The organism is Candidatus Sulfotelmatobacter sp., from assembly GCA_035498555.1.
GTDB lineage: Bacteria > Eisenbacteria > RBG-16-71-46 > RBG-16-71-46 > RBG-16-71-46 > DATKAB01.
This window is the reverse complement of the sequence record DATKAB010000101.1, coordinates 1-13,090: the sequence shown is the minus strand read 5'-3', so window position 1 is coordinate 13,090 and position 13,090 is coordinate 1. Positions and strand designations below refer to the sequence as shown.

Here is a 13,090-nt window from a genome sequence, read left to right as displayed (position 1 = left end):
GGCGTGAACCTGCCGCCGCACGCCACTTCGGCCGCCGCGCTGCTCACGCTGGTGCGGAACGCGCTGATCTACGACGACGGCGATCGCCTGCAGCTCACCATGGGCGCGCGCGATTCGTGGTGGGCGCACGGCGGGCACGTGACAAGAGCGCCGACGCGATGGGGTTGGGTCTCGTTCGATTTCGCGCGCCGCGGAAATGTCGCGAGCTGGAACTGGACGCCGGTTCAGGTATGGACCGAGCTGCGCCTGCCGCCCGGCGCGCGACTCGATGGAGCGCCGCCCGCGCCGCTGCTCGCGCTCGCGTCGGGACGCGGCGTTCTCGCGCCGCCGGGGAGCGTGACCGCCGAGGTTCGACTCCGTTAGAAGTCAGCGAATCTCATAGTTCGGCGCTTCCTTGGTGATGGTGACGTCGTGCGGGTGGCTCTCGCGCAGGCCCGCGGTGCTCACGCGCACGAAGCGGGTCTTCGTGCGCAGGCCCTCGATGTCGGCGACGCCGCAGTAACCCATGCCGGCGCGCAGGCCGCCCACCATCTGGAACACCGACGATGAGATCGGTCCCTTGAACGGCACTCGGCCCTCGATGCCTTCGGGCACGAGCTTCGACAGCTCTTCGGTGTTGTCCTGGAAGTAGCGCTCGCGGCTGCCCTTCGCGGTCGCCATCGCCGAGAGCGAGCCCATGCCGCGATAAACCTTGTACGAGCGGCCCTCGAGCAGCACGACTTCGCCGGGGCTCTCGGTGGTGCCGGCGAACAGGCTGCCGATCATCACCGAGTGGGCGCCGGCGGCGAGCGCCTTCACCACGTCGCCCGAATACTTGATGCCGCCGTCGGCCACGATCGGGATGTCGGCCTTCTCGAGCGCGCGCGCCGCCTCGAGCACCGCGGTCACCTGCGCCATGCCGGCGCCGGTCACCACGCGCGTGGTGCAGATGGCACCCGGGCCCATGCCGACCTTCACCGCGTCAGCGCCGGTTGCGGCCGCGGCCTTCGCCCCTTCCGCAGTGCCGACGTTGCCCACCACCAGGTCCACGTCGGTGAAGCGCTCGCGCAGCGTCTTTGCGCCCTCGAGCACGCCCTGCGAGTGCGCGTGCGCGCTGTCCACCACCAGCGCGTCGACGCCGGCACGCACCAGCTCGGCGGCGCGCTCGAGGTAGTCGCCGCCCGCGCTCACTGCCGCCGCCACGCGCAGCCGTCCCAGATCGTCCTTGCAGGCGTGGGGGTGGCGGATGCGCTTCTCGATGTCCTTGACCGTGATGAGGCCGCGCAGCGTGCCGTCGGGATCGGTCACCGGGAGCTTCTCGATGCGATGCCTGGCGAGGATGGCGCGCGCCTGTTCGAGCGTGGTGCCGACCGGCGCCGTGATCAGCCGCTCGCGCGTCATCACCTCGGAGACACGCTTCGACATCTGATCCTCGAAGCGCAGGTCGCGATTGGTGAGAATGCCGACCAGCTTGCCGTTCTCGGTGATCGGCACGCCCGAGATGTGGAAACGCGCGCACAGGTCGCGCGCCTCGCCGATCGAGGCGCTCGCCGGCAGAGTGATCGGATCCGTGATCATGCCGCTCTCGGAACGCTTGACGCGGTCGACCTGCGCCGCCTGCTCTTCGACCGTGAGGTTCTTGTGCAGCACGCCAATGCCGCCCTCGCGGGCCAGGGCGATCGCCAGCTCCCACTCGGTCACGGTGTCCATCGCTGCGCTCACGATCGGCACGTTGAGCGCGATCCGCCGTGAGAAGCGCGAGCGCAGGTCCACCGACCGCGGATGCACGGCCGAGTAGGCCGGCACCAGCAGGACGTCGTCGAAGGTGAGCGCCTCCGGCCCCACCTTCTCGCCCGGGGAGATGCGGTCGCTCAAGACGTCCTCATGCGGAGTACAGCCAGCCGCGGCACGGGACCGCGGCGCGAAATCAATGCGCTTCCCCCGACTTTTTCGGCCCCGGAGTGAAGTAGTAGTTGGCGCCGAATCGTATGTCGAAGGACCAGACGTTGCTATTCCAGCCCGACGGGAACTGCTCGTCGCGCTGGGCGAAGATCAGGTGCGAGGTGGCGGAGAACTCGAGCGAGACCGCGGGCAGCGTTTTCATGAAGTGCTCGGCGCCGAACTCGCCGGTGATTCCGGGATAGAAGCCATTGTGGAGCTTGTGGCTCACCGGGTCCTCGACCAGCTTGCGATTCTGCTCGATCCACACGCGGTAGGCGCCGGTGCCCACGCCTTCGTGATAGAGCCAGCTGCGCGTGCGCTGCAGCAGCTGGATCTGGAAGGTCGCCGGCATGATGAGCGTCAGAACGTCGCCCTTGCTGCTGTCGCTCGGGAAGTAGGCGGTGCGGAACGGCATCGGCGCCTTGCTGTCGTAGCCGACCCACAGGAATCCCGGGCTCACCTGCCAGCGGAAGTGATTCGACCACGTGTAGCGCAGGTTGGCTGCGAATACCATGCGCAGGCTGACGTCGCGATCGCCCCAGATCGGATTGCCGTTGTTGTCGGTGGCGCGCGAATTGGTGTAGTCGCCATCCGCGAACAGCGTCGCGAGTCCGAGTCCGCCGCCGAGGCTCGCGAGGCCCTTTCCGCCCGCGACGCGGGCGGAATTGGGAGGCTCGGGCGGCCTGGGGTGAGCGGCGGCCGCAGCGGGCTTCGCGAGCGTGTCGACGGCGGTGGTGCCGGGCGGCGGCGGAGCCGGTGTCGCGGGGGCCAGAGTCACGGGGGCGGGCGCCGCCGGAGGCGTGGGAGCCGGGGTTGCCGGTGGCGCGGGGCTCGCCGGCGCCGGCGCCGGCGTCGGACTGGGCGGGGGTTGATCGGCCGCAAAGCAGTATGCGGCCACGGTGAGCAGGCCGATCAGGGCGATGCTCACCCCGCGAAGACCCTTCATCATTCGGCGGAAACTCCTCTCCCGAGCGGTGGGAATAACCAGGAAGGCCCGGTGCGATGAGCGGCGGAGTATAGGAAGCGGGTTTCGAGAGTGTCAATGCGACGACAGCGGCGACAGCCCATGGACGCGGGCCGCGCGACGCGCGCGCGCAAGTCGCAGTCCGGCCGCGGCCCCCTCGCTGGAATGAGGTTTGCCGCTGCGCCGCGCCGGCTCAACCGGGATCCCGCCAGATTCGCCCGCACCACTCCTCCACCCCGCCCTCCGAGTACCCAGCACAAGGATTTTGGAAGCATTCGGACCGGCGGCCAACCGGTCCCGTCCCGGTTGAGTCGCCCCCTGGAATCGTCCGGGGCTTCGTTGCTCACTCGCTCCTCGCTGCGAAGCATCCTGAAGGATCCGTCTCGCTCGTCGCTGTTTCGCGCCTTACCCTGAACGATTCCAGGAAGCGACCTAGTGGACCGGGGTATCCAGCATCACCACGCGGCGCGTCACCGAATAGCCCACCGACGGCGCGTGGACGCGCAGGAAATAGACGCCGGGGCCGGCGCGATTGCCGTGCGCGTCGCTGCCGTTCCATTGCACGGTGACGATGCCGGCGCGCGTCTCGGGCACCCCGCGCACGATCGCGGTCACCCAGCGACCGTGCGCGTCGAAGAGGTCGCCGACCAGGTCGGGCGCGATCTGGCCATTGGCGCCGCGCGGCGCCGCGAACTGAACCGTGACGACTCCGTTCTCGCCGCCCGGCTGCGGCCAGACGCGCACGCCGGCCGGCGCCGCCGGCAGCGTCAGGCGGCCGGCCTCGATCTCTTCGCCCAGGCCGTTGATCGCATAGACGACGTAGGTGTCTCCGGCAAGACCGTCGGGATCCGTGAACGAGGTGGTGGTCAGTGGATTGGGCCCGACGATCTCCCCCGGGCCGGAAGATCCCGCGCGGATTCGGCGCACTCGGACGCCCGAGATACCCTGCGGTCCAATCGGCGGAGCGGTGGCGAAGTCGAGCCTCACGCCGTTCGGCGTCGCGTCGAAGCTGAACGACGCAAGCGAAACGGCGCGCTCGACCTGAACGATCGGTTCACCGGCCGCGCGGCCGATCGCGCCGCCCGCGGGCGAGCGCAAGACCAGGAAACCGGAGTCCGGGACCGCCTGCGTCACCTTGACGTCGAGTGAATTCTCGGCGGCACCGCCCGCGCCGCTCGCGAGCCTCACGGGTGGCTCGCCGTTCACCCCCTCGAACCAGAGATCCGCGGGCTCAGCCCCGCTCCACTGAACGCGCTGAGTCGAGCCGAGCGGCCAGCGCGTTCCCGCGACCAGGTTCTCGAATCGCCAGCGCGCGACCGGAAACCACTGCACCGCACCGGCCGATTCGTCGCTCGGGACCGCCCCGAGCGGCGCGCCGGCCACCACCAGAGCGAGCAGCGAATCGGCGCCCACCGAGCGCGCGGCCAGCGAGCTGCCGAGGTAGGTGCGCGGCCGGCCGACGGCGAACAGGTCGAGATGGGAATCCGAGCGGCCGTACAACACGTCGATGCGCCCGCATTGCGGGCCGGCGTCCGACGCGGCCGGCGAGCCGATCACGAGATCGGGTCGCCCGTCGCCATTCAGATCCGCTCCGCCGGCGAGCGCGCTTCCGAACTGATCGCCGGCATGATTCCCGGTCAGGCTCGACCCGAGCTGCGGCAAACGGCCGGGAGCGCCGAAGTAGATCCGCACTTCGCCGGCGTCGGGCCCGCCGTCGTTCGAAAGCGGCGCGCCGACCGCGAAATCGTCGAAGCCATCGCCATCGAAGTCGCCGAGTGGCGCGAGCGCCGAGCCGAAGCCGTCACCGATCGCCGTTCCTTCGAGCACCGTTCGATGCATCTGCAGGACGTTCGCGGCGCCGAAGAAGACGTGAACCGTGCTGGCGCCGCGGCCGCTGGGAAGCGGCGGCCCGCTCACCAGCAGGTCGTCGAAGCCGTCGCCGTTGATGTCGCCAGCGCGCGCCACCGCCGCGCCGAACGGACCCGGCGTTCCGGCGTCGAGCACGGCGTCGGGAATCGTGCTGCCGCGGCCGCCGATAAAGACGTAGACGTGGCCCGGCCCGCTCGAGCCGGGTGCTCCCACGATCAGATCGGGACGCCCGTCACCATTCAGATCGGCCGCGGCGATCGCGCTGCCGAACAATTCGCCGGTGCCGCTCGCGTCGATCGTGATCGGTGAGGAGTGATCGGCGCCGGGGCCGCCACGGTAAACGTAGACGCGCCCCTGATCGACGTGCGCGCCGTCGTAGCTGGGAGCCCCGATCGCCAGATCGGGCCGGCCGTCGCCGTCGTAATCGCCGATGTCGGCAATCGCGGCGCCGAAATCCTCGTTGGGCGCGAGACCGTGGATCGCGATCGACGTGGAATCGCTGGCGTCGAGTTCGCGCGTTACGATCACCGCGCCGCCGGGATCCGGGGAGGCGCCGGCGAACACGTCGGGCCGGCCATCCCCGTCCCAGTCCACGCCGGTCGCGACCGAGCGGCCGAGTCGCGGCGCGCCGCTCGGCCCGGCGATGCGCGCGAGATCGAACACCGCGGCCGGCGCCGGCAGCTCGCGCGTGAGGTGAAAGAAGCCCGAGCACAGCGTGGCGTTGCCGGCGAGCGGCGGAAAACCGGTGCGGGCGAGGCGCAGCCGCGCGCGGCCGGTCACCTGATCGGGCACGGCAATCGTGACCTGGTTGTCGCTCGCGCCGCCGACACCGCTCGCCAGCGTCGTCCAGCTCGCGCCGCCATCGAGCGACAGCTCGATGTCGGCCGGGTCGGCGCCCTGCCATTTCACGTCGGCGCTGCCGCCCGCGCTCCAGTGATCTCCGGCGAGCGGCGCCTCGATGTGATAGCGCTCGATGCGCAGCAGATACGCGGCGCCGGCGTTCACTCCGCCGACGTCGTTGAGCAGCGCCCCCACCAGCAGCGCGTTGGTGCCGCCGAGATCCGGATCGCCGGCGTTCGCCACCGATACGCCGAGATTGTCGTTGGCGGCTTCGCCGTTCAGGACCGCAGCCGGAATCGTGTCGGGCGGCGCACCGCCGAAGAAGACGTAGGCGCGACCGGAATTGATGCCGTTGATGTCCGACGACGATGCACCCACCGCGATGTCGGCGAAGCCGTCGCCGTCCAGATCGCCGGCGCCCGCCACCGATGCTCCGAAGTTGTCGTTCGCGCCCTGGCCATGGAACTCGCGTGCGGGCGAAGTGCTCAACGGGCGACCGCCGTAGAACAGCAGCACCGTCCCCGCTCCGGGAAGGCCGTTGGCCGCGGCGAAGGGCGCGCCCACCAGCCAGTCGGCGTAGCCGTCGCCATTCACGTCGCCGGCGCCCGCCACCGAGTAGCCGAAGAGGTCCGCGTTGGTGTTCGAGAAGATCTGCCTGGCGGGTGCGTCCGACATCGCCGGCCCGCCGTAGAAGATCTCGATGCTTCCGGGCACCGTCGCCGAAGCGCCGTGGATGCCGACGACCATGTCGTTGTAGCCGTCGCCGTTGATGTCGCCGGGTCCGGCGATCGCCCACACCGAATTGCCGGTCCCGGTTTGCAGCGTGAAATCGGGATAATTGTCGGCGTTCGGACCTCCGAAGTAGATGCTGACGGTTCCCGGATTGGTCGGGAGCACCGAACCGGACACGGCAAAGTCGGGATAGCCATCGCCGTTCACGTCGCCCAGCGCCGCCACCGCGCTGCCGAAAGCGTAGATCCCGGCGGGCGAATCGAGCGAGAAGCGCGGGGCGGCGCCGAGCTGCGCGCTTCCGTAATAGATCCAGGCGCGTCCGTACGTGCCGGGCGTCACGCCCAGGTTGTACTGGGGATCGCCGACCACCCAGTCGTCGTAGCCGTCGCCGTTGAAGTCGCCGATGCCCACCACCTGCGAACCAAAGTGGCCGGTGCTGTAGCGGCCGATCATGGTGAGATCGGGAATCGAGTCGAGGTCTGCGCCACCGAGCAGGACGTAGGCACGTCCGGCCTCGCTGCGGAGTCCGGGCGCCTTGGGCGCGCCGACCAGGAAATCCTCGTAGCCGTCGCCGTTCACGTCGCCGGCGCGCCCGACGCTGGCGCCGAAGTTGTGCCCGGCCCCGAGCCCGGGGATGCGCAGCTTGAGCTCGGGCACCAGCTGCGCGTGTGCCGCGCCGGCCGCGACCAGCGCGGCGCCGAACAGCAGCGCCGCAGCGCGAGTCGCGTGTCGAACGGCGGGCCCCGGTCGCCGCACGTCTACCTCAGGAGCACGATGCGCGTGCTCGCGTGCGATGGCCCGCTGTCGAGTCGCGCGAAATAGATGCCGGAGCGCATCGCGATGCCGTTGAGATTGAGCCCGTCCCAGACCGCGATGCCGCTCGGCAGGTTGGGAAGGCCGAGCCCGCGCACCTCGCGGCCGGCGACGTCGAAGATGTGGATGGCCTGCGGACTGCTCGCGTAGGCCGGATCGCCCTGCCACTCGATCTCGACCGGCGCCGGGCTCGGCTGCCGCGACGGGATCAACGCGACGCCGGAGTGACCCCCCAGTCTGCCAATGAAGATCGCGACCTGATTGGAGAGCGCGGAGACGTTGTTGGCGGCGTCCACCGCTCGCATCGCCACCCACACGCGCCGGCCGTGCGGCATGCCGCGCAGCAAGTGCTGTTCGCGCTGGCCGCCGGCGGCGGTCGCCGGAACGTCCTCGCCGAGCTTCGCTGCGGCGAAGCCGGCGCTGTCGAGCGGCGTCTCGGAGTAGCGCACCCGATAGTACGAGGGCCGGCCGATCCGCCCGTCGTCGCCGCTCGCCGTCCAGTCGAGCGTGAGCGTGGAATCGCTCACCGCTTGAACCGACAGATCGGCGACCGCGGCCGGGGCGTCGTTCTGCGTGCGCACGTCGATCACGTTGGAGATCGCGCCCCAGTTGCCGTCGGAGTCCTGGCCGCGGAGCGCGATCCAGTTGTCGGCGTTCTCGGTCAGCGTCGAGATGGTCATCTGCTCGGCGGAGCCGGGCGCCGACGGCGAGGGCACGCCGCCGAGCGCCGGGGCGGCCGCGAAGTTGGTGGCGTCGAGCGGCGTGGTCGACACGCGCACGTCGTAGCGCGCGGCACGCGGACCCGAGCTGCCGGGATCGAGCGGCGCCGTCCAGCGCAACGTGACGTCGTGCGTGCTCGCGGCGCCGGCACTCAGGTCGCCGATCGAATTGGGACCCTGATCGTCGACCGAGCCGATCGCGGGAACACCGAGCTGGCTTCCGGTGCGCGCGTAGTTGCCGCGCGCGGTCGGCCACCCCGCGGACGCGGCGCGCCAGGTGCGCTGCCCGGCGTTGTAGAGATAGAGCGTGCTGTCGGACTCGGAGCCGGCGAGCACCGAGGTGCTCCCGTTTCCGTTCACGTCGGCCAGCGAGGGCGAAGCCGCCGCGAAACCGGCCTTGGGCCAGTTGCGCAGCGGCGCCAACACGGAGCTGAGCGCGAGCAACTGATGACGGCCCTGGTTGTCGATGCTTGCGTACATCACCTGCGCTCCGCCATCGGTCGCGAGCGGGCCCACCACCGGCGCTCCATCGGGCGGAGTGGTGAGGACGGCCTCCCGCAACATCACGCCCGCCGAATCGAACGAGGCGACCTGATAGGGCGCGGCCGTGGTGGCCACGATTTCGTTTCGTCCGTCGCCGTCGAGATCGCCGACCGCGATGTCCTCGAACAGCGGCGAGGGCAAGGTGCCGCTGAAGCGCAGCGAGCCGTCGGCTCGATAGCCGCGCAGGGTGATGCCGGCCCCAACCACGACCACCGGAGCGGGGTCGGTGCCGAGCCGCGTCACCACCGGGGCGAAGGGCGTGCTCCCGATGTAGACCGGCCAGCCCGGGCGCTCGACCCCGTCGGCGCCGAGCAGGTGCACGTCGTAGTCCGGAGTGGCGGCGATGATCTCGAGCCCCGGAGAGCCGTCGAGATTTGCGAGCGCCACGCGCAGGTTCCCTCCCGGCTGCGCGATCTTCCGCGGAAACCCCGGTAAACGCTGGCCGCTCAGGTTCCACACCCAGACCGAGCCGTCGTCGCCTCCCCAAACGATCTCCGGCACGCCATCGCCGTCGAGATCGCCGAGCGCGGGGTAGAGGTCGTTGAAGCCGCGGGAAGTGGTCGCGTCCACCTGCCAGAACGAAGCGAGCGCGCTTCCGAACCTGAAGCCCACGATGCGGCCGTCGGCGAGCGCCACGAACAGACAGGTGCCGGCCCCGGGGCCGAAATCGGCGGCGGCGATTCCGCCGGCCGGACGGCTGCCGAGCGGGAGTCGCGTCGTGATCTGGCCGAGGAGCGGGTCGGCGAGGATCAACGTGCTCTCGGCGGTCACGTAGGCGAGCAGCGAGCGCCCGGACAGGGAATGCAGCGGAACGCCCGCGCCGACCGTTCGCGCGCCGACCGGAATCCCGGTCGACGCGGCGGGGTCGGCGAGCAGGCGATAGAGATTGAGACGGCCGGTGCCGTACAGGTTGCCGGGATTCTGCGCCGAGATGTCGTCGGTGCTCTCCTTCAGCCGGAGCTGAACGAGCGCCGGGCTGAGCTGCGGGAGGCCACTCTGGATGCGCGCCGACTGGAGCAGTGCCACCGCCCCGGTCACCATCGGCGCCGAGAACGACGTGCCCGCTTCGCCGGCGCTGTATCCGGGGGTGCGCAGCCCGATGCTGTCGCTCCCTTCCGGGTGAAGCGTGGTGGTGGGAATCGACTGTCCGGGCGCCGAGAGATCCACCCAGGCGCCGGGATTGCTGAACAGCGTGACCTTGTCGTTCTGATCGGTGGCACCCACCGAGATCACGTCGTCTCGCGTACCCAGATCGTTGAAGGTGCCGTTGTTTCCCGCCGCCACCACGATCACCACGTGGTGCGCGGTGGCGAAGTTGGCGGCGGCGAAGAGATCGGGTTGAGTGACGTTCTCGAACGAACAATTGATGACCGTAGCGCCGTTCATCACCGCGTAGACCATCGCCTGTGCGGCGTTGCCGAGATCGATCAGCCCGGCGGCGTTGAGCGGCGAAGAGTATCCGGCGCGCAGCGGCATGATCGCGGCGCGCGGCGCGACGCCGGGGATGCCGATGCCGTTGTCGGCGATCGCTCCCGCGACTCCGGCGACCGCCGTGCCGTGCACCGCGAAATCATCGGGGTCGTTGTCGGCGTCGTTCCAGTCCTCGCCCGGGCGAACTTCGGCGGCCGAATCGAGCGCTACGAAATCCCAGCCTCCGACGTCGTCCACGAAGCCATTGCCATCGTCATCCACGCCCGGCAGACCATGCAGCTCGGCCTGGTTCACCCACAGATTGCCGTGACCGCCTGCCACCGCGCCGCCGAGATCCGGGTGATAGGAGAGAACGCCGGTGTCGACGATCGCCATCACCACCGAAGGGTCGCCCTGCGTGATGTCCCAGGCCTCGAGCGCGTGCACGTCCTTGCGCGATGCCTGATCGAGGTAGTAGCAGAGATTCCACAGCGAGTCGCTGGGCGCGGGCGCCGTCAGGGGCGCGCGGGCCACGCGCTCGCCCCACGACTCGCTCGTGCGCGAAGCCGCTTCCAGCGCCGCGCCGTCTTCGACCGCGACCACCGCGATCGGCGCGGCCTCTTCGACCTCGGCCGAGGCTTTGAGAACGTCCATCACGTTGGAGAGATCGAGGCCCTTCGGCAGGTGGGCGATCCAGAACGTGCTGAGATCGGGATTCCCCATGCCGGGATGCGTGCCGCGGAACTCGGGCTCGAACCACGCGCCCGAGAGTCGCCCGCTCAGCGCCTCGAGCCCGCTCGGCCGGAACGCGCGCAGTGACGTGGCGCTGCGATCGCGCGGCAGGCTCGACCACGCGGCTCGCGAGACGTCGGCCCGCAGCCGGATCACCGCGCGCGTGCTCGTGTACCACGGGCCGTGGCCGGAGCGGGCGGTTTCGAGCACCGGGAACTCGAGCGGCGCGGCATGGGAGGAGCGTGCTAGCCCAAGCCCGGCGGCCGGGATCGAGACAGCGAAGAGCAACCATCGCGAGGCGAGTCGTCTGAGGGGCATGACGATCGGCTTTCTCGCCGCGGGGGGACGCGGCAGGCGAACGGGTCGGGAACGACGACTCTACACCGGCCGGGCTCCGATGGGTCGGGAGATTCGTGCCGGGGAACGCTCCGGCAAAGGCCGGGCGGCCGGAGGGGCTTCGAGCCCGCATTTCGTTGACACTCCGCGGGACAGCCCCGTACTATCCCGCCCTCATTTTGCCCAGTGAACGCCGGGATCACCGCTCCGCGGCCCGCACAGCCGGCGTTTCATCCTGTTGGGGGACTGAATGACCCGCACCGACCAGTGGAAGCTGGCGGGCGTCGTGCTCGCCACGGCGCTTGCCATCTGGTACCTGCTGCCCTCCATCCGCTACTACAGCATGACCCCGGCCCAGCGGGACGCGCTGCCCCACAAGGAGCTGTCCGATCTCCGGCGCAAGGCCATCCACCTCGGGCTCGATCTCCAGGGCGGCATGCATCTGGTGCTCGAGGTCGATCGCTCCCGCCTGAGCGCCGCCGAGGCCAAAGACGCGCCCGACCGGGCGATGGAGATCATCCGCAATCGCGTGGATCAGTTCGGCGTCGCCGAGCCGCTCATCCAGCGCGAAGGCGAGGACCGCATCGCGGTCCAGCTCCCGGGCCTCACCGATCGCGCGCGCGCGATCGAGCTGATCGGCAAGACCGCGCTGCTCGAGTTCAAGCTCTTGCGCAATCCCGAAGAGGTGAAGAACGTCTTCGACCGGCTCGACAGCTATCTGGCCGCGCGCGGGGTGGCCAAGGCGGCGGGCGTGGACACCTCACTGCTCAGGACGCCGCTCACCGGCCACTTCATCGGCGTCGAGAGCGCGGCGTTCATACGCAAGGAAGAGCTGCCGATCGTCGAGAAGCTTCTGGCCACGCCGGGCGTGGACTCGATCATCCCGAGCGACTCGCAGCTGCTGTGGGGCCCGCAGGACGAGGCGTCGCAGGGGCTGACCGGCCGCACCCTGTACGTGGTGAAGCGCGACCCGGAGATGACCGGCGGCTCGATTGCGAGCGCCGACGCGCAAGTCGGGCTCGACCAGACCAATCCGAGCGGCTGGGGCGTGAGCATGAAGATGACGCCCAAGGGCCGCGCCGACTTCGCCCGGGTCACCGGCAACAACGTCGGGCGGCGGCTCGCGATCGTGCTCGATGGCGTGATCAGCTCGGCGCCCTCGATTCGCGAGCGCATCCCCTCGGGCGACGCTTCGATCACCGGCAACTTCTCGGTCGAGACCGCCAAGGACCTGGCGATCGTGCTGCGCGCCGGCTCGCTGCCCGCGCCGGTCAAGATCATCGAGGAGCGCTCGGTCGGCCCGTCGCTGGGCGGCGACTCGATTCGCGAGGGCATCCTGGCCGGCTGGATCGGCACCGCGCTGGTGGTGATCTTCATGGCGGTCTACTACCAGCTCTCGGGCCTGATCGCGATCGGCGCGCTGCTCCTCAACCTGCTCTACATCCTCGCCTGCCTGGCCGGCTTCGGCGCCACGCTGACACTGCCCGGTCTCGCCGGCCTGGTGCTCACGGTCGGTATGGCGGTCGACACCAACGTGCTGATCTTCGAGCGCATCCGCGAGGAGCTTCGGCACCAGAAGAGCATCCGGCAATCGGTGGAGCTGGGCTATGCACGCGCCTTCCGCACCATTCTCGACGCGCACTTCACCACGATCTTCAGCGCGTTGTTCCTGTTCCAGTTCGGCACCGGCCCGATCAAGGGATTCGCGGTCACGCTCATCATCGGCCTGGTCGCGAACATGTTCACGGCGGTGCTGTTCACCCGCATGATCTACGACTTCTGGCTGAGCCGCGGCAAGGTCGAGCGGCTGAGCATCTAGACGAGGCGAGCGCCCATGCTTCAGATGCTGGTCAACACCAACATCCCGTTCATGCGCTATCGGCGCATCGCCTACATGTTCTCGTCGGCGATCGTGCTGGCCACCACGATCTGGCTGGTCGTTCATGGCGGACCGCGCTACAGCGTGGACTTCACCGGCGGCAACCTGCTGCAGATCCGGCTCAGCCAGATTCTGCCGGCCGATCAGGTGCGTACCGCACTCGATGCCGGCGGCTTCCACGGGGTCGAGCTCCAGCAGATGACCGGCGAGAACCGGAACGAGTTTCTGCTGCGCATGAAGGAGGAGCCGGGGCAGCGCGACCTGTTCGGCGAGATCTCGGCGGCGATCCAGAAGGCGCACCCGGGCATTCAGGTCGAGCTGCGGCGCACCGAG

Annotated in this window: 7 protein-coding genes; 3 read left to right on the top strand and 4 right to left on the bottom strand. The window is 69.8% G+C overall.

Annotated features, from left to right (window positions below; genetic code table 11):
- Nucleotides 1–363: hypothetical protein (locus VMJ70_09295; protein HTO91313.1), on the top strand; the 363-nt coding region annotated here is incomplete at its 5' end.
- Nucleotides 364–366: 3 nt separating this feature from the next.
- Here the strand turns inward: VMJ70_09295 and guaB are convergent.
- From guaB to VMJ70_09275, 4 genes are all read right to left on the bottom strand, one after another.
- Nucleotides 367–1,854 (bottom strand): IMP dehydrogenase, encoded by a 1,488-nt coding sequence (gene guaB / locus VMJ70_09290; GenBank protein HTO91312.1) that lies wholly within the window; start codon nt 1,852–1,854, stop codon nt 367–369.
- A gap of 52 nt (nt 1,855–1,906) precedes the next feature.
- The gene (locus VMJ70_09285; protein HTO91311.1) at nt 1,907–2,869 is read right to left on the bottom strand and encodes a hypothetical protein; all 963 of its coding nucleotides are present in this window, start codon (nt 2,867–2,869) and stop codon (nt 1,907–1,909) included.
- Nucleotides 2,870–3,316: 447 nt separating this feature from the next.
- The gene (locus VMJ70_09280; protein HTO91310.1) at nt 3,317–7,081 is read right to left on the bottom strand and encodes an FG-GAP-like repeat-containing protein; all 3,765 of its coding nucleotides are present in this window, start codon (nt 7,079–7,081) and stop codon (nt 3,317–3,319) included.
- A 2-nt stretch (nt 7,082–7,083) separates the two neighbouring features.
- Nucleotides 7,084–10,752 carry a S8 family serine peptidase gene (locus tag VMJ70_09275; protein HTO91309.1) on the bottom strand — a complete coding sequence of 1,223 codons (3,669 nt, stop codon included), beginning with the start codon at nt 10,750–10,752 and terminating at the stop codon, nt 7,084–7,086.
- Between the two features lie 376 nt (nt 10,753–11,128).
- Between VMJ70_09275 and secD the strand changes: the two genes are divergently transcribed.
- Both secD and VMJ70_09265 read left to right on the top strand, forming a co-directional pair.
- Nucleotides 11,129–12,697 (top strand): protein translocase subunit SecD, encoded by a 1,569-nt coding sequence (secD, locus tag VMJ70_09270; GenBank protein ID HTO91308.1) that lies wholly within the window; start codon nt 11,129–11,131, stop codon nt 12,695–12,697.
- 15 nt (nt 12,698–12,712) lie between these two features.
- A partial coding sequence (locus tag VMJ70_09265) for a hypothetical protein (protein ID HTO91307.1) occupies nt 12,713–13,090 on the top strand: 378 nt, incomplete at its 3' end.